At 66.7% G+C, this 22814-nt stretch carries 20 protein-coding genes and 1 tRNA gene; 5 read left to right on the plus strand and 16 right to left on the minus strand.

Annotated features, from left to right (window positions below; translation table 11 throughout):
- The first annotated feature begins 13 nt into the window (after nt 1-13).
- Complete coding sequence (locus WKR98_RS21910; protein WP_124690910.1) at nt 14-895, plus strand: alpha/beta hydrolase; 882 nt, start codon at nt 14-16, stop codon at nt 893-895.
- On the opposite strand, the gene WKR98_RS21915 is transcribed toward WKR98_RS21910, so the two are convergent.
- From WKR98_RS21915 to WKR98_RS21980, 14 genes are all read right to left on the minus strand, one after another.
- Nucleotides 892-1311, minus strand: a complete 420-nt coding sequence (locus WKR98_RS21915; protein WP_124690911.1) for a RidA family protein — start codon at nt 1309-1311, stop codon at nt 892-894. The genes WKR98_RS21910 and WKR98_RS21915 overlap by 4 nt on opposite strands.
- 58 nt (nt 1312-1369) lie before the next feature.
- Nucleotides 1370-2182, minus strand: a complete 813-nt coding sequence (locus WKR98_RS21920) for a DODA-type extradiol aromatic ring-opening family dioxygenase (protein ID WP_124690912.1) — start codon at nt 2180-2182, stop codon at nt 1370-1372.
- Nucleotides 2183-2210: 28 nt separating this feature from the next.
- Complete coding sequence (locus WKR98_RS21925; RefSeq protein ID WP_124690913.1) at nt 2211-3128, minus strand: DODA-type extradiol aromatic ring-opening family dioxygenase; 918 nt, start codon at nt 3126-3128, stop codon at nt 2211-2213.
- Between the two features lie 205 nt (nt 3129-3333).
- Entirely contained in the window at nt 3334-4920 is a 1587-nt protein-coding gene (locus WKR98_RS21930; protein WP_341434664.1) for a sulfatase-like hydrolase/transferase, read from the minus strand.
- Entirely contained in the window at nt 4917-5426 is a 510-nt protein-coding gene (locus WKR98_RS21935) for a MarR family winged helix-turn-helix transcriptional regulator (RefSeq protein WP_124690915.1), read from the minus strand. The genes WKR98_RS21930 and WKR98_RS21935 overlap by 4 nt, the downstream gene beginning before the upstream one ends.
- A gap of 52 nt (nt 5427-5478) precedes the next feature.
- Complete coding sequence (locus WKR98_RS21940; RefSeq protein ID WP_124690916.1) at nt 5479-6798, minus strand: TRAP transporter large permease; 1320 nt, start codon at nt 6796-6798, stop codon at nt 5479-5481.
- Nucleotides 6795-7304 carry a TRAP transporter small permease gene (locus WKR98_RS21945; RefSeq protein ID WP_124690917.1) on the minus strand — a complete coding sequence of 170 codons (510 nt, stop codon included), beginning with the start codon at nt 7302-7304 and terminating at the stop codon, nt 6795-6797. Before WKR98_RS21945 ends, WKR98_RS21940 begins: the two co-directional genes overlap by 4 nt.
- Before the next feature lie 18 nt (nt 7305-7322).
- Complete coding sequence (dctP, locus tag WKR98_RS21950) at nt 7323-8282, minus strand: TRAP transporter substrate-binding protein DctP (RefSeq protein ID WP_161567909.1); 960 nt, start codon at nt 8280-8282, stop codon at nt 7323-7325.
- 284 nt (nt 8283-8566) lie between these two features.
- A tRNA-Val gene (locus WKR98_RS21955) sits at nt 8567-8641 on the minus strand.
- Nucleotides 8642-8703: 62 nt separating this feature from the next.
- Nucleotides 8704-9417, minus strand: coding sequence for a DNA polymerase III subunit epsilon (dnaQ, locus tag WKR98_RS21960; RefSeq protein WP_124690919.1), 714 nt, complete (start codon nt 9415-9417; stop codon nt 8704-8706).
- Between the two features lie 334 nt (nt 9418-9751).
- Complete coding sequence (locus WKR98_RS21965) at nt 9752-12859, minus strand: efflux RND transporter permease subunit (protein ID WP_124690920.1); 3108 nt, start codon at nt 12857-12859, stop codon at nt 9752-9754.
- A gap of 10 nt (nt 12860-12869) precedes the next feature.
- Nucleotides 12870-13982, minus strand: coding sequence for an efflux RND transporter periplasmic adaptor subunit (locus tag WKR98_RS21970; protein WP_124690921.1), 1113 nt, complete (start codon nt 13980-13982; stop codon nt 12870-12872).
- Between the two features lie 111 nt (nt 13983-14093).
- The gene (locus tag WKR98_RS21975; protein ID WP_341434665.1) at nt 14094-15065 is read right to left on the minus strand and encodes a Bug family tripartite tricarboxylate transporter substrate binding protein; all 972 of its coding nucleotides are present in this window, start codon (nt 15063-15065) and stop codon (nt 14094-14096) included.
- A gap of 85 nt (nt 15066-15150) precedes the next feature.
- Complete coding sequence (locus WKR98_RS21980) at nt 15151-16029, minus strand: fumarylacetoacetate hydrolase family protein (protein WP_124690923.1); 879 nt, start codon at nt 16027-16029, stop codon at nt 15151-15153.
- A gap of 139 nt (nt 16030-16168) precedes the next feature.
- Between WKR98_RS21980 and WKR98_RS21985 the strand changes: the two genes are divergently transcribed.
- Nucleotides 16169-16873: a FadR/GntR family transcriptional regulator gene (locus WKR98_RS21985; protein ID WP_124690924.1), complete on the plus strand. Its 705-nt coding sequence runs from the start codon at nt 16169-16171 to the stop codon at nt 16871-16873.
- Between the two features lie 15 nt (nt 16874-16888).
- On the opposite strand, the gene WKR98_RS21990 is transcribed toward WKR98_RS21985, so the two are convergent.
- Entirely contained in the window at nt 16889-17680 is a 792-nt protein-coding gene (locus WKR98_RS21990) for a class I SAM-dependent methyltransferase (protein WP_124690925.1), read from the minus strand.
- 4 nt (nt 17681-17684) lie between these two features.
- Between WKR98_RS21990 and gloB the strand changes: the two genes are divergently transcribed.
- The 3 genes from gloB to fabI all read left to right on the plus strand — a co-directional run bounded on the left by gloB (nt 17685) and on the right by fabI (nt 21226).
- Entirely contained in the window at nt 17685-18521 is an 837-nt protein-coding gene (gene gloB, locus WKR98_RS21995; RefSeq protein ID WP_124690926.1) for a hydroxyacylglutathione hydrolase, read from the plus strand.
- Nucleotides 18522-18770: 249 nt separating this feature from the next.
- Complete coding sequence (locus WKR98_RS22000) at nt 18771-20291, plus strand: LysM peptidoglycan-binding domain-containing protein (RefSeq protein WP_341434666.1); 1521 nt, start codon at nt 18771-18773, stop codon at nt 20289-20291.
- 140 nt (nt 20292-20431) lie between these two features.
- A complete protein-coding gene (gene fabI / locus WKR98_RS22005; protein ID WP_124690927.1) occupies nt 20432-21226 on the plus strand; it encodes an enoyl-ACP reductase FabI in 795 nt (264 codons plus the stop codon).
- A gap of 210 nt (nt 21227-21436) precedes the next feature.
- Here the strand turns inward: fabI and WKR98_RS22010 are convergent, their stop codons facing one another.
- Nucleotides 21437-22735: a sigma-54-dependent transcriptional regulator gene (locus tag WKR98_RS22010; RefSeq protein ID WP_341434703.1), complete on the minus strand. Its 1299-nt coding sequence runs from the start codon at nt 22733-22735 to the stop codon at nt 21437-21439.
- Nucleotides 22736-22814: the final 79 nt, after the last annotated feature.

A 22814-nucleotide genomic window follows, 5' to 3' on the forward strand; every position in this document is an offset into this window, starting at 1 on the left:
CCTGGACGATCCCATGGCTTTTGACGACCTGCCCGCCCAATCCCCCATCTATCCCGAGGAAGCCGAGACCTACGCCCGGCAGGCGCTGGCGCTATCGCGGGAAGCGGCGGGACGCACCCGCTGCGTGCTGGACCTGCCCTACGGCAGCGACTACTGGCAGAAGGTGGACGTCTACCAGCCCGACCAGCCACTGGACGGCCTGCCCGTGCTGGTGTTCGCGCACGGCGGCGCCTGGAGCCATGGCTACAAGGAATGGATGGGGTTGATGGCGCCCGCCATCGTCGCTACGCCGGCCATCTTCGTCTCGGTCTCGTACCGGCTCGCGCCCGGCGTCCGGTTTCCCGCTCCGCTGGACGATTGCGTGGCCGCCCTGCGCTGGGTCCACGACCATATTTCGGACTACGGCGGCAGCCCGGATCGCATCCACGTGGGCGGGCATTCGGCCGGCGGGCACCTGTACGCGCTGGCGACGCTCAGGCACGACCTGCTCCGGCGGGCCGGCCTGCCGCCCGATACGATCAAGGCCTGCTTTCCCGTCAGCTCGCAGTTGAACCTCGTCTTCGACGCGCCCGAACCGGGCAGCGGAGAAGCGCGCATCTACGAGGTCTTCCTGGCCCAGGCGGAAGATGCGCCGGCGGCCAGCCCCCTGCACCAGATGGAAGGCAACCGCACGCCCTTTTTCCTGAGCCATGGCGAACGCGATTTTCCGCGCATCATCGCCAGCAACCTGCTGGCCGCCCAGACTCTGGCGCGCCAGCCCTCGGGCGTGACGAGCGAGGTTTATCCGGAGCACGGCCATTTCGACACGGCGCTGGGACTGGCGGACCCGGCCCACCCGTGGGTGCGGAAGGTCTCGGCCTGGCTGCGCGACGGCACCGCGCCCCGTTGCTCCTAGTCCAGCGGCGCGTAGGCCACGGCCTTGATTTCGATCAGCAGGTTGGGATGGGGCAGTTGGCGCACGGCCACCGTCGTGCGCGCGGGGCCGTCGTAGCCGAAGAACTCGTTGTAGACCTCGTTGTAGCCGGCGAAGTCATCCATGTCGACCAGGAACGTGGACACCTCGACCAGATCGGACAGGCTCGCTCCCGCCTCCTGCAGAATGGCGGCGATGTTCTGGATGACCGCGCGGGTCTGCTCGCGGATGTCCAGGCGGACGCCGTCCGGCAGGATCTCGACGCCGGCATGGGTGTTGTCCGGCCGGCGCGAGCTGGTCCCGGACACGAACAGGAAGGGACCGGCCCGCCGGAAATGCGGGTAGCGGCCGAGCGGAGCCGCGCGGCCGGACACGACCGCGGATGAAGAAGATGCCATGAGGGGACTCGCTGCATGAAAGCCCCTCGCGGCATGCCGCGAGAGGCCGGGCATAGCCCTAGTGCTGGAACTCGACGACCGCCGCGCCGCTGCCGAAGGCCGGGCCGTAGGCATGGGTGCGGGCCTTCTTGTACTGCCCTCCCAGCGCTCCCAGCACCCAGTAGAGATGCTTGAAGCCCATGTCGGCCCGGGCGGACTGCGCGTAGTCGGGCGCCTTCTCCCGTACCTCGGCCACGTCGCCGCGCTCCAGCAGCGCCAGCATCTCGCGGTTGGCGCGGTCTTCTTCGTCGTTGACGATGTGGTCGGTGGCGATGTCGATGTCCTGGCGGAAACTCGAACCCGATAGGCCGCCGACGCCGATCACCGCGATGCGCTTGCCTTGCGCATCCGCCGCCTGGGCGGCCAGGCGGCCCAGGTTTTCGGTGGTCTGCCCGTCGTGATAGAGGTTGTTGGACGTCAGCACCACCGGGATGTCCAGTCCCCGCAACAGGAAATGCGTGGCAACGATGCTGCCCGTGTCGATGGGGAAGGCGTCGTAGTCCACTTCGCGCGATCGCACGCCGATCTGCGCCGTGGACGCGATACACGCCTTCGCCAGGTCGGTATCGACGCGAAGGTCGAACGGCAGTTCGCCATACTCGTGCCAGTTCTCGTCCACGTGCGAGCCCTGGATGCGGCCGCGCGTCTGCCACAACTGGTCCAGCACGGCGATCCATTGCGTGGAATAGATCAGCGCCACGTCGGGCTTGCTTGCGGCCAGCGCCTGCCCCGCGGCTTCATAGCCGCGGGCGATGGCCTCCCAGGGAGGATTGTCCCGCCGCAGCAGCGGCAGCGGCGTTCCCGGCACCAGAAATGCGCTTGCTATGGGCATGTCTTTTCTCTCTTCAGGGTTGCCGGTATCAGGCCGCGGCCTTCGCCGGCGCATCGGCCAGTCCGGCCTCGACCAGGTTCCATTCCATCACGGCATTGCCGGTGCCGATCACCGTGCCGTAGCCATGCAGTTCGCCGGGAATGTTGGGGTATCCCATGGCCGCGAACATCCAGGTGAAGGCGCCGGACTTCACTTCGGCGAAGGCCTCGTCGATGAACTGGGGCTGCAGCTTGAAGTACTCGTCCACCTCGCCCCGGCGCAGCATGTCGATGACGCGCACGTCCCACTTGTAGCCGTCGAAGCGCTCGGGGTGTTCCCGCGTCATGTCCTCCGGCAGCTCCGGTTCCTCGTGGAAATGCCAGTGCGACAGCGTGTTGGAGGCCAGCAGCACGGCACGCCGGCCGGTGCGTTCGATGGCGCGGCGCGTGGCCTTGCCCAGGAGGTCCATCTCCTGCAAGCCTTCCTTGGTATTCAGGTAGTACGGCGAATTGTTGGCGGACAGGCCCACGATGGGGATGTCCCACTGCGGCCGCATCATGTGCAGCGTGGTGATGGTGCCGTAGTCGACCCGGAAATTGGGGTTGCGCATCATCTTCGCCACCAGCCCGGCCTCTCGCGCCTCTTCGCAGCAGGCCTCGGCCAGTTCGACGTCGACGTCCAGCTCGAAGCTGTAGCGGAACAGGTTGGGGAAAATGGGGTCGACCGATTTTCCGCTCAGGTGCGGCACGCCCAGGAAGTGATGGCCGACCTGGGTCATCCAGTGGGGCGAATGGACCAGCAGGACATCCGGCTTGAGCGCTTCGAGCGAGGCCCGGGCCTTTTCGTACGCCCACCGCAGCGGCTCCCAGCCGCCTTGGGAACGTGGTTCGTTCTGGGGGGGATTCTCGCCGTAGACCAGGTGTGGGGGATGCGGGGCGAGGTAGCCGCCGACAATGGAGCCTTTCATACGACCTCCTTCTTGGAACCGGCGCGCGGCGCGCGTCCGGGTAGCCCATTCTTTCCCGGGTGCGGGGAAAGGACAATGCCGAGTCTGTCATGGCGGGACTGGCGTCCCGGTTTCGATGCTGCGTCGCAGCGCCGGCAGCCGTGGATCTGATCTTTTTCCATACCGTCTCCTTTGATTACCGATGAAACGCCGGCCTGGGGCCGGCCTACCAGACACCGATCCGGATACCGTGCGCCGGCTCGATGGTGTCCCGCGAGACGACGATGCGCGTGGACGGAACGGTCAGGCTGGTCTTGCGGTGCCGCAGCCAGTCGAACAGGTACTCCTTGTGCAGGGCGAGAACGCCGGTATGGCCGGGGTTCGCCGCGACGTCCCGGAACTCCATCGGGTCTTCCTGCATGTCGAAGAGCTGAGGCGCGAACCCTTCCCAGTAGATGTACTTCCAGCGATCGCTCCTGACCATGTAGCCCCGGCAGCGGCGGGCGTCACGGCCCAGCAGGACCCGGGCCTCGCGGAAGGCATAGTCCAGCTCGCTGACCGCGGCGAACCGCCACGGCGCGCCGGAGCCCCCGCGCGAAAAGGGCAGCAGCGACATGCCTTCGATCACGTGGTCGGTGCCGGGCACCTCGAACGCATCGACCACCGTCGCCAGGAAATCGATGGACTCGACCGGCCGGTCCACGTTCAAGCCCCGGGTGTCGGGCCTGGCCCGGGGATCGACCATGATGAGGGGGATGCGGGCCGAGGGATCATGGAAAAGATCCTTGTCGCCCAGCCAGTGATCGCCCAGGTAGTCCCCATGGTCGGACGTGAAGACGATCAGCGTGTCCTCGTACTGGCCGATGGCGCGCAGCGCTTCGAGCAGCCGGCCGAGATGGTCGTCGATCTGCGTGACCAGGCCCATGTAGGTGGGCTTGACGTGCGATGCCACCTTTTCCTGCGAGAACGCCGACGACTCGCCGTGCCGCAGATAGGCGCCATAGACGGGATGCGGATCGTCGCGCTCCGCGTCGTCGCGGCATGCCGGCAGGCAGTCCTCCGGGCCATACATGGCGTGATAGGGACTGGGAGCGATGTACGGCCAGTGGGGCTTGATGTAGCTGACATGCAGCAGCCACGGACGCCCCTGCTGGCGGCGGATGAAGTCGATCGCCACATTCGTGGTGTAGGCCGTCTCGGAATGCCGCTCGTCGACCCGGGCGGCGTAGTGCGCATTGCGCATCTCCCAGCCGCTGGCCGGACGGCCCGCTTCGTCTTCACCGGCGATCACGAAATCCGACCAGGGATCGGCCACGTCGTATCCCGCGGCCCTGAGGTACTTCGTATAGGGATGCTCGGGCCCCGGATTGGCATGTCCCTCGTAGCGGTCGACCACCAGGAAGCCGCCCTCGAGCACCGGTGCCGCCGGCGGCACCTGCGCGCCCACGCGTCGCAGGCCGTCCAGGTCCGGCGCGAAATGCGTCTTGCCGGCCAACGCCACTTCCACCCCGCGGGGCCGCAGCCAATCCCCGATCGTCGGCTGCCCGATCGACAGCGGCATGAAATTCCAGATGGCGCCGTGCGAGGTCATCGAGCGCCCGGTATAGAAGGACATGCGCGACGGGCCGCACGTCGGCGCCGAGCAATAGGCCCGCGTGAATCGCACGCCTTGCGACGCCAGGGCATCGATGTTGGGGGTCCGGATCGACGGATGGCCATAGCAGCCCAGATAATCGGCGCGCAGCTGGTCGCACATGATGAACAATACGTTGCGGACCGCCGCCGGCGCCGCGATGCTCTCGGGGCGGGTCATGGCGCTTCATCCTCGTCGGGCCGGGCGTCGAACTCCATGACGTTGCGCTTGATCGTCCGGATCACCTTCATCAGGACCGTCATTTCCGGTGGGGAAATATCGGCCAGGAATATCTGGTAGTAGCCCAGCACCGCCGGCAGCGACCGTTCGAACAGGCTGCGCCCCTTCGTCGTCACGTAGACCATGGTCTGGCGCTTGTCCTCGACCCCGTGGGACCGCGTGACAAGGCCGTCTTCCTCCATGGCATCGAGCAGGCGGCTCAGGTTGGAGCGCTCGATGACGGTGGTCTCGGCCAACTCGGCCACGCTGCGCCCGTCCTGGTCGGAAAGCACGCTGACCACCCGCCACATCAACGGCGAGCAATCGAACGGCTTGAGTATCTTCGCCATGTTGTGGACGTGCTGGCGGTCGATGGCCAGCATGTAGTGCATGGGCCAGTCGGCGACATGGAACAGCTCCGCTTCCGGCGTTCCTCTTCGTTCCTGCTTGTCTGGAGCGGGTATCAAGATCTTTTCCTCCGACGTGGCGGTGCGCCACTCGCTTGTTGAATCCCGGGCCCTACCTCGCCATCAACCAACGCGGCAGCCCGGTGGCGATGTCCGGCACGAGCATGACCATGAACAGCATCAGCAGGCCGAACAGCACGTAGGGCACGGCCGCCGCAAAGATATCCGTGGTGCGGATGTGGGCCGGGGCCACGCTGCGCATGGTGAAGAGCAGCATGCCGAACGGCGGGGTCAGCAGGCCGAGCTGCATGCATATCAGGTACATGACGCCGAACCACAGCGGATCCCATCCGAAGTGCGCCACCAGGGGCATGAAGAACGGCAGGGTCATCAGCATCATGCTGATCTGGTCGACGAAGCATCCCAGCACCAGGAGTATGCCCATCATGACGGCCAGCACGAGCCAGCTCGACAGGCCCGATCCCTGGACCAGGCCGACCAGGCCGTTGGTCGCGCCGGAGAACGCCAGGATCTGCGAGAACGTCGTGGCGCCGATGATGATGAAGAGAATCATGCCGCTGATGGCGGCCGTGCCGGTCAGCGCCTTGACCAGCATGCGCCACGACAGGCTGCCGTACAGCGCGCACACGAGCACGGTGCACAACGCCCCCAGCGCGGCGGACTCCGTTGGCGTTGCCCATCCGGCGGTCATCGAGGCGACGACCACCGCGAAGATGGAAACCAGCGGCGTCACGTGCACGATCAGGGGACGCCACCGCTCCCAACCCGCTACCTCTTCCCGGACGAAGCTAGGCGCGAGCTCGGGATTCATCTTTGCACGCACGACGATGTACAGCACGAAGATCGCCGACAGCAGCAGGCCCGGCAGGACACCCGCCAGCAACAGTCCCGAGATCGAGATATTGGCCAGGCTACCCAACAGCACGGTCAGCGCCGATGGCGGTATCAGCATGTCCACCGCGCCGATGGCCATGATGGGCCCCATGGCCATGCGGGGATGGTAGCCGCGCCTGAGCATCTCCGGCAGCAGGAGGCTGCCGAGCAGCGCGGTGGTGGCCACGGTTGCCCCCGAGATGGCGGAGAACACCGTGCCGGCCACGACGGCCACGATGGACAGCCTGGCCGGAACACGGCGCACCGCCCGGTCGAACGCATCGATGGCCTTCATGGCCAGGCCGGTATGGAACAGCACCTCGCCCATCAGCAGGAAAAAGGGAATGGGCGTGAGCGAAAAGCTGGTGACCGACGCGACGCCGTTGCGCACCACCATCATCATGCCCGGCACACCGCCGAGATAGACCAGCGCACCGACCAGGTTGATCGCAAGGAAGGCGAACCCGGCCGGCACCCCGACCAGCAGCAGTACGGATAGCAGCCCGAACAACAGCGTGAGACTCTCCCACCAGTTCATAGCACGCTCTCCGGCTTGAGTATCGAATCGCTGCCCTCGTCACTCGTCCGTTCCCCCACCACGGCCTGCCTGCCGCACTCGATGGCCAGCAGCGCGAAGCACGCGGGAAAGGGAATGTAGATGAACCACTCGGGAAAGACGATGCTCTTCATGACGACCGCTTCCGCCTCGTACGCATCCAGCATCACGGCGATCGAGTAGTAGGCGATCACGGTGCTGACGACGCAGCCGATCACCGCCGCGACCCGGAAGATGGCGAAGCGGATCCGCTCGGACAGCGCATTGAGCACATCCAGGCGGATATGCTGGCGGTTGTACATGAGCCATGGCGCGGCAATGCACGTGGCCACCGGCAGCAGGTGCTCGGTAACGTCCATGGCCCCCGCGAACGACGGCATCCCCAGGTTGCGGGCGACGACGTCGTAGCTGACCAGGATGACCATGCCGCCCAGCAGCAATCCGGCGACCAGGCCGAACGCATTCAAGATCCACACATAGATTTTCACGGTCGCCCCTTGCCGCTTTCAGGGCGCCATCATCTGGCGCAGCTTGGGCCCGTGCTTGGGACTGGCGCTCAACACCGTCGCCCAGCCCGCTTCCTGCGACTTGGCCAGGAAAGCCGCCGAATCCGCGTCGGACAGCCTGATGGGCTGTATGCCGGCCTCGGACTGCTTCTTGATATCGGCGGCCGCGTCGCGCAGCGATGCGTCCAGGGACATCTTCTCCAGCCAGGCCACCTGCTTTTGCAGGAAGTCGCGCTGCTCCTGGGTCAGGCTGTCCCACCGCCGGGCGCTGAACTGGATGCCCAGCTCGAGCGTGTAGAAACCGGGCTCCAATCGATACTTCGTCCTTTCCTGCCAGCCCAGGTCGAAGATGCCGATCGCGGGCCAGCCGTAGCCATCCACCACCCCGCGCTCCAGGCCGGTGTAGACCTCGCCCGGCGCCATCTGGACGACCCCCGCTCCCAGCTTGACGAAGAAGTCCCGGAAGATGGGCGTGATCCGGATCTTCAGACCGGAGAGATCGGGCTTGTCTATCTTCTTGTTCAGATAGATGTGATAGGGAATGCGATCGCCGGTACGCGCGAAGTAGTACAGCCCCTTCTGCCGCATGATCGAGTTGAGATAGTCGAGGCTGCCGTTCTTGCGGATTTCCGAGAAAGGCAGGGTCGCGTAATTCAGCGCCAGTCCCTCCGGAACGATGCTTGCCGTGAACGTGGCCGTGGTGTTGGCCAGATCGATCACCCCGTTGCGCAGCGCGGCCCCCTGCTCCATGGTCGGAATCGCCTTGGGTCCGCCTATGTACTCGATCCGGACGATGCCCTTGCCTTCCTCGTTGACCTTCTTCACGAAACGCTCGAAGTTCCTGGAAAAGTAGGTGCCCTCTTGAAAGGCGCTTACCGCCTTCAGCACGACCTCTGCCGCATGGGCAAGCTTGGGTACGGTTGCAACGATCAGACAGACGGCCAGGGGTAGTGCTCGCATCGCTCTCATGATTGCTCCACGTCGAAACAAAGGTGCGACTCAGAAGCCTGGAACTGCCGGCTCACTTGAAATTTGGTGAATTTTCACGGTCTTATTATTTATCAATAGCTGAACAAGTCAATAAATTCAGCCATTATTCTGGTGAAAACACCTAGAAACTCGTGAATAATCAATCAAAATTACGTGATTATTCACGCAATAATTGACCGCGAGCCGATGCCGGACGCACGAACGCGAGCGCATTCCCGGGAGGGGAAAGACGGTATGGGGAACGAGGGGGGAATTGGTGGGCGGTACTGGTTTCGAACCAGTGACCCCTGCCGTGTGAAGGCAGTGCTCTACCACTGAGCTAACCGCCCGAAGAGAACCTTCGGTTTTGACTGCCGCAATCGCGACAGCCCATGACTATAGCATATCTTTTTTATTCGGTGGGAAGCGGCGCCCACTTGCGCCACAGGGTCTGGCCCTTGGATTCCTTGTCCAGGCCCGCCAGATAGTCCTGGTGGGCAGCCAGGTCGCTCTCGTCCACCGGCACCACCTGCAAGACCGAGGTATCGAAGGCGCCGAAACTGGTCGTGGCCTGCCCCCCGGTATCGCCCAGGTCGATCACCAGGCTGTCCTGGCCGCGCGTCATGGCCAGCCAGACCTCGGCCAGCAGCTCCGAGTCCAGCAAGGCGCCGTGCAGCACCCGGTGGGCATTGGAAATGCCGTAGCGATCGCACAGGGAATCCAGCGAGTTGCGCTTGCCCGGGTGCAGTTCGCGCGCGTGCATCAGCGAATCGACGACGCCCGCGCACTTGTCGCGGAAGCCGCCGCGCTGCAGCCGGGCCAGTTCGGCATTCAGGAAGCGGATGTCGAACTCGGCGTTGTGGATGATGACGTGGCCGTCCTGGATGAAGTCCAGGAACTCGTCGACCTTGTCCTCGAACCGGGGCTTGTCGGACAGGAACTCGGTGGTCAGCCCGTGCACTTCCAGGGCGCCCGGATCGCTGTCTCGGTCGGGATTCAGGTAGGTGTGGAAATGGCGCTGCGTCACCCGGCGGTTGACGATCTCCACGCAGCCGATTTCGATGACGCGGTGTCCTTGGAGCGGATCGAGGCCGGTGGTTTCAGTATCCAGGACGACATAACGCATGCGGGGGCACCAGAGAGAAATTGCGGAGGCCCCTAAGTTTAGGATATTTGGCTGGCCGAGTCGTCGGCAACCGCTTGCGGCCGGCGGGGCCCCACCCCCCTCAGGAGCTGACGTAGCCGGTTTCGGCTGCGCCGAAACTTCCCGCGCCAGGCAGGCAAAACGGGGCGGGAGTGAACTCGCGCGGGGACAGTCCCCCGGACTGTCCCTACTGCCGCGCTCAAACATGCACGCCCTTGCTTCCCCGTTTTGCCTGCCTGGCGCGGCGGCTCCGAACAGCCCCTGAGGGGGGTGGGGCCCCGCCGGCCGCAAGCGGTTGCCGAGGACTCTTGCTTCCCTAGCCCACCGATTCCGGGGCCGCCGCCACGGGGGCGGAGTGGGAATCCGTCTCCAGCGGATGTTCGCCCACCGGCAGCGGACGCTTGCGCTTGCCGGCCACCAGCGCATACACGCAGGGCACGACGAACAAGGTCAGTACCGTTCCCAGGCTCATGCCGCCCACGATCACCCAGCCGATCTGCACGCGCGATTCTGCGCCCGCGCCCGTGGCCACCGCCAGCGGGACGGCGCCCAGCACCATCGCGCCGGTCGTCATCAGGATGGGCCGCAGCCGCAGCACGCTGGCCTCGGACACCGCCTCGATCAGTTCCTTGCCCTGGTCGCGCAACTGGTTGGCGAACTCCACGATCAGGATCCCGTGCTTGGTGATCAGGCCCACCAGCGTGATCAGGCCGATCTGGCTGTAGATGGACAGCGTCCCGCCCGAGAACCACAGCGCGAGCAGCGCGCCCGTCATCGACAGTGGCACCGACAGCATGATGATGAACGGATTGCGCCAGCTCTCGAACTGTGCCGCCAGCACCAGGTAGATGAAGGCCACCGCCATCGCGAACACCAGGTAGATGCTGCCCGACGAATCGCGGAACTCGCGCGACTGGCCGTTCAGGTCGGTCTGCGCGGTGGCGGGCAACACGCGCGCGGCGATGCCGTTCATTACGTCCAGCGCCTCGCCCAGTGCGTAGCCCGGCGCGAGCGACGCCGAGATCGTGACGGCGCGCATGCGGTTGAAGTGGTTCAGCGTCTGCGGCGATACGCCCTCGCGGACGGACAGCAGGTTGGCGAGCTGCACCATTTCGCCGTTGCGGGAGCGCACGTAGATGTCGGCGATGTCGGCGGGATTGGAGCGGTCGCGCGGTATCACCTGCACCAATACGTCGTACTGCTCGCCGTTGTCCTTGAAGCGCGTCACCTGACGGCCGCCCAGCATGGATTCGAGCGTGCGGCCGACGCGGTCCACATCGACGCCGATGTCGGCCAGCTTGTCGCGGTTGACCTGCACCCGCAGCTCGGGCGTGTTCAGGCGCAGGTCGGTCTGCACGTTCTGCACGCCGGGGTACTTGGCCAGCTCGGCCAGGAAGGTGTCGGCCATCGTAGCCAGCTCGGGATAGGACACCTGGCTCATGATGACGAATTCGATGGGCGAGGAGCGGGGCGACTGGCCCAGCGACGGCGGATTGGAGGGGAAGGCCTGCACGCCGGGCAGCGCGGCGAACTTCGGCTGGAGCGACCGCGCGACCTCCTGCTGGCTGCGGGTGCGCTCTTCCCAGGGCTTGAGCCGCAGCACGGCGTTGCCTTCGGTCACCACCGGGAAGCCGGCCACCGCCTGGTAGGCGGCCATCTCGGGGATGTCCTTGTAGATCTCCTCCATGCGCTCGAGGTAGCTGGTGGTGTAGCCCACCGTGGCGCCCTGCGGCGCGACGATACGGCCGTAGATGACCCCGCGGTCCTCCACCGGCGAAAGCTCGCTCTTGATGGTCTTGAACAGGGGCGCGCTGCACGCGCCCACGGCCAGGCCCAGCACCACCACCCATCCGCGATGGGCCAGCGCGAACGACAGCGCGCGGCGGTAGCCGCGCGTCAGCGCGTTCAAGCCGCTTTCGATGAAGTTGTACAGCCAGCCGTGCGACTCCTGGTGGCGCAGCATGAGCGAGCACATCATGGGCGTGAGCGTCAGCGCGACGAAGCCCGACACCAGCACGGCGCCCGCCAGGGCCAGCGCGAACTCGATGAACAGGCGGCCGGTGCGGCCGGTGGCGAAGGCCAGCGGCGCGTACACAGTGACCAGCGTCAGCGTCATGGCGATGACGGCGAAGCCGATCTCGCGCGAGCCCAGCAGCGCGGCCTGCATGCGCGACTTGCCTTCCTCGATGTGGCGGAAGATGTTCTCGAGCACGACGATGGCGTCGTCCACCACCAGGCCGATGGCCAGCACCATGGCCAGCAGCGTGAGCGTGTTGATCGAGAAGCCGAACGCATACATGAGCGTGCAGGCGCCGATCAGGGACACGGGAATGGTGACGATGGGGATCAGGCTGGCGCGCAGGTTGCGCAGGAACAGGAAGATCACCAGCACCACCAGCACGATGGCCTCGCCGATGGTGTGGAACACCGACTCGATGGACTTCTCGATGAAGACCGAGGTGTCGTACGCCATGTTCAGCTTCATGCCGCTGGGCAGCGTGGCGTTCATTTCCTCGATTTCGGCGCGCACCGCCTTGGACAGGTCCAGCGGATTGGCCGTGGACTGCTTGACCACGCCGATGTTCAGCGCCGGCCTGCCGTTGAAGCGCGAGGTCACGCGCTCGTCCACCGGCCCCAGGCCCACCGAGGCGACGTCGCCGACGCGCACGCTGTAGCCGCCGACGTTGGCGATGATGACGTTCTCGAACTGCTCCTTGGTTCGCAGGTTGGTGGCGGCGACGATGGAGAACTCGCGCGCCCTGGACTCGATCCGGCCCGAGGGGATCTCGACGTTCTGCTTGCGCAGCGCGTCCTCCACGTCCTGGACGGTAAGGCGGTAGGCGGCCAATTTCCCGCGATCGACGTTGATGCGCATGGCCGGCAGGCGTTCGCCGAACACCCGCACCTCGGCCGCGCCCGGCAGCACGGACAGCCGGGGCTTGATGAAGCGGTTGATGTAGTCCGAGGTTTCCATCGCCGACAGCGATCCGGACTCGACGGCCAGGTACATGACCGGCTGGGAGTCGGCTTCGACCTTGGCGATGATGGGTTCGTCGATCTCGTCGGGCAGGCGGCCGCGCACGCGCGCGACCTTGTCCCGCACGTCGGCCGCTGCCGAATCGGGCGAGATCGACAGGCGGAAGCGGACGTTGATGTTGCTGCGCTCGGACCGGCTGGTGGAGGTCATGACTTCCACGCCTTCGATGCCCGACAGGGAATCCTCGAGCGGCTTGGTGATCTGGGATTCGATCACCTCGGCCGACGCGCCCTTGTAGACGGTGCTGACGGACACGACCGGTTCGTCGATCTGGGGATATTCACGCACGGTCAGGCGGGAATACGAGATCAGGCCCACCAGCAGGACCAGCAGCGACAGCACCGTCGCGAAGACGGGCCGCTTGATGCAGACTTCGGACAGGACCATGTGCCGGGCCTCAGAGCGCCGACGCCGTGGCGCTGGCGAGCTTCACCGGCACGCCGTCGCGCAGCTTCTGCGCGCCGGCCACCACGATCACATCGCCCTCGGCCAGGCCGGACGTGATCTCGACCATGGCTTCGCGCCGCTGCCCGACCTCGACCTGCACCCGCTCGGCGCGGCCGTTCTGCACGCGGTAGACGAACTGGTCGTCGCCCACCGGGACCAGCGCCGCCTCGGGCACGGCCAGCGCCTGGGAAGGCGTGTCCAGCAGCAGCTTCACGCGCGCGAACATGCCGGGGCGCAATTGGCCGCCGGGGTTCTTGACCTGGGCGCGCATGACGATGGAACGGCCGCCGGTATCGATGAGCGGACTGATGGCATAGACGGTGCCGCCGAAAGACTTGTCGGGCATGGCATCGAGCGATACCTGCAGGGTCTGGCCGGTTCGGGTCTGCGACAGGTAGATTTCCGGGATGCGGAAATCCACCTTGAGCGGATCGATGGCCTCGAGCGCCACCAGGTCCTGGCCCACCGCGACATAGTCGCCCGTCGACACGTTGCGCAGCCCGATCACGCCGCCGAACGGGGCCCGGATGTCGTTCTTGTCCAGGCGGACCTGGGCCAGCACCATGGCGGCCTGCTGCACCTTCATCGCGTTGTCGGCCTCGTCCTTGGCCTGCTTGCTGATGAAGCCCTTCTGCTGCAGCTCGATGGAGCGGTCGTAGTTGCTCTTGGCCAGCGTGAAATTGGCGCGGGCCTGCTCGAACTCGGCGCGCGGCACGGAATCGTCCAGGCGTATCAGCACCTGGCCCTTGTTCACCCGCTGGCCCTCGGTGAACCGGATCTCGCTGATGCGGCCCGCCACTTCGGGGCGCAAGGTCACGGATTCGTTGGATCGCAGGCTGCCGACCGCGGTGATGCCGCGCTCGAACGGCCGGCGCGCGACCTTCTGGACCTCGACCAGAATGGCCTGCGGTCCGGCGGCCCTGGCCGCCGGATCGGGCGCCGTGGCCCGCGGAGCACCGCCCGCCGGGGCGCCGGTGCCGAACAGGCGGGGGGAAAAATAGCCGACTCCCGCCCCGACGGCGAGGGCAACCACCACGACGGGGACTAACGAACTCTTCTGCATACTATAGCGAGCGGAAAGCGCAACAAGGTGTATCGCCCACTTTAGCATCGGACCATGACGATTGCGCGGGATCTCGCGCTTTCGGAGCCCCGCGTAAACCCTCGTTTTCCGCTACTCGACCTTGCCTATCCGGCGCACGGCCTCGGCCAGCACCTTGGCATCGGCCTGCCAGTAGGCGGCGAACTCCGGCGCGTCCAGGTACATGACCGGGCTGCCCGCGCCCTGGATGGTCTTCAATACCTTGGGATCCGTGGCTGCGGCCTTGGCGGCGGCGCGCAGGCGGTCGACCACCGGCGCCGGCGTGCCGGCCGGCGCGAACACGCCGGACCACTGCGCGAACCGGACCGGGTGTCCCAGTTCCGTCAGGCTGGGAACGTCGGGCAGGGACTCCAGCCGCCCCGTGCCCCAGTGCGCCAGGGCCCGGACCTTGCCGCCCTTGATGTGCTGGAGCACCGAGGCCGGCCCCGTCGACAGCGCCTGGACCTGGTCGGCAAGCAGCGCCACGATGGCCGGCCCGGCGCCGGTGTAGGGCACGTGCAGCAGGCGCAGGTTCGCTTCGTTGCGCAGCATCTCCATGGGCACGTGCATGGTGCCGTAGTTGCCCGAGGACCCATAGGCCACGCCACGGTCGCCCTTCTTCTGGGCGGCGATGAATTCCTGCGCCGTCTTCCACGGGCTCTCGGACCGCACCACCAGCACGGTCGGATCGGCCGTGAAGCGGGCGATGGGGGTGAACTGGGACAACTGGTACATCGGCTCCCTGCCCAGCAGCTTGTCGGCCTCGGGCAGAATGGAGATGGACGACAGCGCCATCATGATGGTGTAGCCGTCGGCCGCCGACTTGGCGACATGCCCCATGCCGACGCCGCCGCCGGCGCCGCCCCGGTTCTCGACCACCACGGCCTGGCCCAGGAAGCGGCTCATGGATTCGGCCACCGGACGGGCGACGGTGTCGGCCACGCCCCCCGGCGGGAAAGGCACGACCATGGTGATGGGCCGGGTCGGCCAGGAGTCCTGCGCGGCGGCGGGCGCGCCGCCAAGGACGGCGCAGCAGGCCGCCCAGACCAGCAATGTGCGTTTCATGTCGTCTCCTCGTTTCCCTACGGGTTGGCGCCCGCCCCCGTGTGTCCGGGGATGTCGGGCGGCGCGCGGCCTGCGCCGCGCGCCTTCAATCGACGGCGTTCTCCAGCACGCCTATGCCCTGCACTTCGATGCGGATCACGTCGCCGCGCTTGACGAAACGGGGCGGGTTGAAACCTATGCCCACGCCCGCCGGCGTGCCGGTGGCGATCACGTCTCCCGGCTCCAGCGTGATGCCGGACGAGATGGTCGCGATCAGCGTCGGAATGTCGAAGATCAGTTGCCGGGTATTGGCATCCTGGCGCAGTTCGCCGTTGACCCAGCAGCGGATGTCCAGGTTGGCGGCATCCAGCTCGTCGGCGGTGACCAGCGCCGGTCCCATGGGGCAGAAGCCGTCCAGCGACTTGCCGAGGAACCACTGGCGATGCAGCTTCTGCAGGTCACGCGCCGTGAAGTCGTTGACGATGGTGTAGCCGAATACGTGCTCCAGCGCACGCTCGCGCGGGATGTTCCGGCCCGGCTTGCCGATGACCACGGCCAGTTCGGCCTCGTAGTCGAGCTGGGAGGTGACCCCTTCGTGCGAGGGAATGGCCGCGTCCGGCCCGATCACGGTGTTGTACCCCTTGGTGAACACCACGGGGGCTTCGGGCGCGTGCTCGCCTTCCTTCGCGCTGGAATCAAAGCCCGATTTGCTGAATTCCGCCGCATGCTCGAAATAGTTCTTGCCGACGCAGAAGATGTTGCGCCGGGGGCGGTCGATGGGCGCCAGCAGCCGCGCGCCCGACAAGGGCCGTCCGGCCCCGCGCGTGGCCAGGCTGGAACGGATCCGGTCGAAATCCTGGACCAGTTGGACCATGTCGCCGGAGAATCCGGGAACGAGGTCGGCCAGCGGCCAGTAATGCCGCATGTCGGCATCGGCAAGGGCGATGGCGGGTTTGCCGTCGGCGATCAGGTGGACGAATTTCATGATGCGTTAACAGATCCAATTGGTAAATTCATATACCAATATAAAACCAAATTGGATCTTCATCAAGCGTGCGGCCCCACTTTATTTGACCAATTGGTACCATTGAATTAAGGTAGCGGCAGAACGAGGGACAGCCACCATGGACGAATCCGCAGCGCACAGCCCCATTTCGCGCGCCCCCGGGGCCAAAGAGCTCATGCACCACCTGTTGGGGGAGATATCCAGCGGCAGGCTGCACGTGGGCGTCAAGCTGCCGCCCGAGCGCGAGCTGAGCCAGCGCTTCGCGATCTCGCGCGGGTCGGTGCGCCGCGTGCTGGCCGACCTGCGCACCCGCGGCCTGATCATCCAGTCCGTGGGCAGCGGCACCTTCGTCGCCGAAGGCGCCCAGGCCCTGGCCGGCGGCCCCTCGCCCGCGCCCGAGGTCAGCACCAGCCCGGCCGAACTCATGGAAGCGCGGCTGCTGATCGAACCCCTGATGCCGGCCCTGATCGCCCGCAACGCCAATGCCGCCGACTTCGCCCGCATGCAGCAATGCGTGGAGGAATCGGAAATCGCCGCCAGCATCGAGGCCTTCGAGCACTGGGATGGCGAACTCCACAAGTCCTTCGCCGAAGCCACCCACAACTCGTTCTTCCTGCAGATCCTGGAACTGACCAACCGTGTCCGCGAACAGGGGGAATGGGGCCGCTTGAAGCGCCGTTCGCTCACGCCGGAGCGGCGGGTGCAGTACCAGCGGCAGCACCGCGCCATCGTCGAGGCCTTGAAGGACCGCGACGCCGCCCAGGCGCGCGAACTCCTGCTGGGCCACCTGCAGCAGATCCGGCAGAATCTGTTCGACGCCTGACGCCCGGCGGGCGGCCTACCGCGAGGGCTCGCGCCCGGTCCGCAGCGGGTGGACCTCCCGGGCCGTGGCCACCGCGGCGCGGCGCGGCGCCTTCTGCTTTTTCCAGGCGGGACCGATCAGCCGCATGCCCACCGTGCGCTTGACCGCGGACACCACGTACAGCCCGCCGCATACCGGCCACCAGCGCTCGCCGGCGCTTTCCATGAAGGCGTAGCGGCGCAGCCATTTCTCGGTGCGGCAGGCCGGCGCATAGATGCCGAAGCGGCCGCTCTCGACCTCGAACGACAGCAGCTTGAGCCAGTCCTTGATGCGCGCGGGGGACAGCGGCTGGATGCCGGGCGGCAGGAAGGACCGGCGCCGGCCCAGCAGGCGGCCGGCGCCCCACAGGCTCCACGGATTGAAACCGGTGATCACCAGGCGGCCTTCGGGAATCAGCACCCGTTCGGCCTCGCGCAGGACCTGGTGGGGGTCGTCCGAGCACTCCAGCGTGTGGGGCAGGACCAGCAGGTCCAGGCTTTGCGAATCGAACGGCAAGGCCTCCAGGTCGGCCACCACGAACGCATTCCAGCGCGCCCGCTGCGGCTCGGACGGTATCGCGCCGGCGACGTAGCCCTTGAAGGGCATGCGGTTGGCGCGCAGCGCGTCCAGTTCGGCCAGGCCGGCCTGCATGGCATGGAAGCCGAATACGTCGGACACCGCCTCGTCCAGCCGCGCCTGCTCCCAGGCGAGCGCGTGGCGGCCGGGATCGGTCGCCAGCCACGCGGCAAGCTCTACAATCGGAGAATCCTGGACGTCAGACGGCAGCATCGGAATGAAAGACTCGAAAGGAAGCAAACGATCGGCCGGCCCGCAAGATGCCGGCCCGGCGGCCGGCATAACCGGCATCCCCGCCTTCAATGACAACTACCTGTGGTTGATCCGGCAGGGCACGCTGGCGGCCGTGGTGGACCCCGGCGACGCCGGTCCGGTCCTGGCCTCGCTGCAGCAGCAGCGCCTCCAGCTTCGTGCCATTCTACTGACTCACCACCACAAGGACCATGTCGGCGGTGTCCTGGAGCTGGTCGAACGCACCGGCGCCACGGTATTCGGTCCCGCGGGCGAGAAACTGCCCCACTGCGACCGCCGCCTCGCCCAGGGCGACCGGGTCACCCTGCCTGAACTGGATCTGGACCTGGAGGTGCTGGACGTGCCGGGGCATACCGCCGGCCACATCGCGTATGCCGGCCGCGCGGCCGGCGTCGAACCGCTGGTGTTCTGCGGCGACACGCTGTTCGCCTCGGGATGCGGCCGCCTGTTCGAGGGCACGCCGCAGCAGATGAAGGCCTCGCTGGACAAACTGGCCGCCCTGCCCGCCAGGACGCGCATCTACTGCGCGCACGAATACACCTTGTCCAACCTGGCCTGGGCCACCGCCGTCGAACCCGACAACGCGGCGCTGCACGTGTGGCACCAGCAGGCGCGCCACCTGCGCGAACAATCGCAGCCCACGGTGCCCACCACGCTGGATCTGGAACGCCAGGTCAATCCTTTCCTGCGCACCGCCGTTCCCGAGGTGGCGGCGGCCGCGGCGACCCATGCCGGCAGGCCGATGGCCGACGCCGTCGAGGTTTTCGCGGCGCTGCGCGAATGGAAGAACGACTTCCGGTAGAGCACGCCGCATCTTGCCCCGATTTCCGTTCAATGCCCGCCAAAAGCTTCGAATTTGTAAAGCGGGTTGACGGAAACCATTCTCGATTCGTACTATGCCGCGCTAAATGCACCGTGAGTCGCGCCGGTCCCCCGAGCCGGGGCCCTGTGCCCCTTCCCGGAATCCCCGCGGCTCCAAATTGAAACTGCCTCGCTGGGCCCCGTCCTCCGGGACGAGGCCCAGCGAGGCATGTGGTCAAGGACACGAAACATGCTATTGCGCCCCCGCGGCGTCTGGAATCTGCGGGCGGGCGTCCGCGATGGTCGTCCAGCCTCCCTGTACAAAATCCTGATCGCCGGGTGCGTGATGGTCCTGGCGGGCTGCGCTTCGATGGAACGCCCCGCGGCAACCGGCCAGGACATGCAAGGGGTGGCGACCGCCCCCTCCACCGGCACCAACAACCCCGCCGGCTTCTCTTCCTCCCCGCGAGTCTCCCAGGCACCCCGCCCCGTCGGCCGGCGCATCGACTCGCCCCTGAGCCTGCACACGCCCGATGACGGCCTGGAACCGCGCATGGTCGACCTGACCGTGCAGCCGGCCGATATCTGGACCCGTATCCGGCGCGGCTATGCGGTGCCCAACATCGACACGCCGCTGGTCAAGGAATGGGAGAACTTCTACGCCTCACGCCCGGACTACATCCAGCGGACGGCCGAGCGCGCCGGCAAGTATCTCTATTACATCGTCGAAGAGATCGACCAGCGCGGCATGCCGACCGAACTCGCGCTGCTCCCCTTCGTGGAAAGCTCGTACGACCCCTGGGCGCTGTCGCGCTCGCAGGCGTCGGGCCTGTGGCAGTTCATCCCCACCACCGGCCGCGGCTTCAACCTGAAGCAGGACTGGTGGCGCGACGAGCGGCGCGACCCCATCGCCTCCACCCGCGCGGCGCTGGACTACCTGCAATACCTGTTCGACTTCCACGGCGACTGGCACCTGGCGCTGGCCTCCTACAACTGGGGCGAAGGCTCGGTCAAGCGCGCCATCGACAAGAACACGGCGCGCAGCCAGCCGACCGACTACCTGTCGCTGGACATGCCGGACGAGACGCGCAACTACATCCCCAAGCTGCAGGCGATCAAGAACATCATCTCCAATCCGGCCGCCTACAACATCGCGCTGCCGTCGATCGACAACCAGCCCTACTTCGTCACCATCACCAAGAGCCGCAACATCGATGTGAAGCTGGCCGCCCAGCTGGCCGAGATGCCGCTCGACGAATTCAAGGCGCTCAACCCGTCGTTCAACCGCGGCGTGATCCTGGGCAGCCACGAGCCCACGCTGCTGCTGCCGGCCGACCGCATCAGCATCTTCGAGGCCAACCTGCGCGCCTACAGCGGTTCGCTGTCGTCCTGGCACACGCATGAACTGGCCCGCGGCGAGACCCTGACCACCGTCGCCCGCAAATACGGCACCTCGGTCGCGACGCTGCGCAAGGCCAACGGCCTGGGCACCCGATCGCGCATCGGATCCGGCGACATCCTCATGGTGCCCACCAGCCGCCAGGCCGAACCCACCCTGGTCGCCAGCGCCGGCATCACCCCCGTGCGCGCCACCGTCCAGAGCAATGGCCGCGCGAAAAAGACCGTCCAGGCACGGACGTACAAGGTCCGCAAGGGCGACACCCTAAGCTCCATCGCCCGCCAGTACGACATCTCGGTCGACCGCCTGCGCGCCCTGAATCGCATCAAGGGCTCGAACATCCCCGCCGGCCGCACGCTGAAGATCCAGTAAACTCGCACCTCCCACGCCCCCATAAGCCCCCAGGCAGTTGCCCGGGCACCGTGGATCCGGCTCCGCCGGTCCACCAGTGCCGCCTCCTGGGGGGCGCGCGCAGCGCGTAGGGGGTACATTCTTTTACAGGGACCCTAGACATGGGCTTTCTCGCCGGTAAACGCATCCTGGTCACCGGGGTGCTGTCCAATCGCTCCATCGCCTATGGCATCGCCAAGGCCTGCCACCGCGAAGGCGCGGAGCTTGCCTTCACCTACGTAGGCGACCGCTTCAAGGATCGCATCACCGAATTCGCCGCCGAATTCGACAGCCAGCTCGTGTTTCCGTGCGACGTCGGCGACGACGCGCAGATCGAGGCCGTGTTCGCCGACCTGGGCAAGACCTGGACCAAGCTGGATGGCCTGGTACACGCGATCGGCTTCGCGCCGCGCGAAGCCATCGCCGGCGACTTCCTTGACGGCCTGTCGCGCGAAGGCTTCCGCATCGCGCACGACATCTCGGCCTACAGCTTCCCCGCCATGGCCAAGGCCGCCCTGCCTCTGCTGCAAGGGCCGGAAGGCAATGGCACCGGTGCGGTGCTGACGCTCAGCTACCTGGGCGCCGAGCGCGTGGTCGACAACTACAACACCATGGGCGTGGCCAAGGCCGCGCTGGAAGCCGCTACCCGCTACCTGGCGACGTCGCTGGGCCCCAAGGGCATCCGCGCCAACGCCATCTCGGCCGGCCCCATCAAGACGCTGGCGGCCGCCGGCATCAAGGACTTCTCGAAGATCCTGAACTTCGTCGAGACCTTCGCGCCGCTGCGCCGCAACGTCACCATCGACGATGTCGGCAACGTCGCCGCCTTCCTGCTGTCGGACCTGGCCGCCGGCGTAACCGGCGAAGTCACGCACGTAGACGCCGGCTTCTCCACGGTAGTCCCCGGTATAGGATGACCCCCCCTACGCCCTTCGGGCGCCCCCCAGGGGGCCGACGGCGGTGGACCGGCGGAGCCGGATCCACCGTGTCGTGGTCTGTGTCGTCGTTCTCGGTGCGAAGCACCGCATGTTTGCTTTGATCCAGGGTGCCGCGGATCCGGCTTTGCCGGTCCGCCAGCGCCGCCCCCTTGAGGGGGCGCCCGAAGGGCGTAGGGGGTGGGCTTCCTCTCAGCGCGTAGGGGGGATCAGATACACCCCCCGGTCTATGCCGTGGCGTTGCAGCTTGTCGTAGAAAGTCTTGCGCGGAATACCCAGGGTTTGCAGGGTGGCCTTGATGTCGCCCTGGTGGCGCGCCAGCGCTTCCCGGATCAGGTCGGCCTCGTAGCGCTCCACGCGCTGCGGCAGGGTCGCTTCGGTCTCCGGCGCTTCGGGCGCCGTCTCTTCCACTCCCAGCACCACGCGTTCGGCGTAGTGCATCAGTTCCCTGACGTTGCCGGGCCAGGCGTGGGTCCGCAGGTGCTGGCGCACCGCCGGCGTGATCGCGGGCGGGTCGATCTTGAAGCGGGCCGCCGCGCGGGAAACGAAATAGGAAAACAGCAGCGGGATGTCGTCGCGGCGTTCGCGCAGGGGCGGGATGCGGACGGTCACCACGTTCAGGCGATGGAACAGGTCGGCACGGAACTGGCCGCGCTGCGCCGGATCGCTCAGGTCGGTCTTGGTGGCCGCCACCACGCGCAGGTCGACCGGACGGACCTCGTTGGTACCCAGCGGCGAAACCTCGCGCGTCTCCAGCACCCGCAGCAGCTTGATCTGCGCTGCCAGCGGCATGCTTTCGATCTCGTCCAGGAACAGCGTGCCGCCGCTGGAATGCTCGATGCGCCCGACGCGGCGGCGCTGGGCGCCGGTGAACGCGCCGGCCTCGTGGCCGAACAGTTCGCTTTCGATGACCGTGTCCGGCAAGGCGCCGCAATTAAGCCCGACGAAAGGCTGCGCATGGCGCGCGCCCCAGGCATGCAGGGCCTGGGCCACCACCTCCTTGCCCGCCCCGGTTTCGCCCAGCACCAGGACGTCGACGTCGGCGCTGGCCAGATGGCCCAGTGTCTTGCGCAGGCGCTGCATGGCCGGCGTCTCGCCGATCAACGGCAGGCTCTCGCCCGCGTCGCGGGCCAGCCGCTTCAGCCGGCGGTTGTCCAGCACCAGGCGCCGCTTGTCCAATGCGTTGCGGGCCGCCGTGGCCAGCCGCTCGGCCGGATAGGGCTTGGCCAGGAAGTCGTAGGCGCCTTCGTGCATGGCGGCCACCGCCATGTCGACGTCGCCGTGGCCGGTGATCAGGATGACGGGCAGGTCCGGGTCCCGTTCGCGCAGCCGCCGGAACAGTTCCAGGCCATCGACCACCGGCATGCGCACGTCCGTGACGACGATGCCGGCGAAATCGGCCGGTACCCGCTCCAGGGCCTCGGCGGCCGAGACAGCGGTCTCGACGCGGAAACCGGCCAGCTCCAGGGTCTGCTGGTTGGCTTCCCGCATGGCGGGATCGTCGTCGACGAACAGCACGCGGTCGACGGCGTCGGCCCCCGGCGGCGTGGGATCGGTGGGAAAGGAAGCG

The organism is Pigmentiphaga sp. YJ18 (genome assembly GCF_038066655.1).
In the GTDB taxonomy this organism is placed as follows: Bacteria; Pseudomonadota; Gammaproteobacteria; order Burkholderiales; family Burkholderiaceae_B; genus Pigmentiphaga.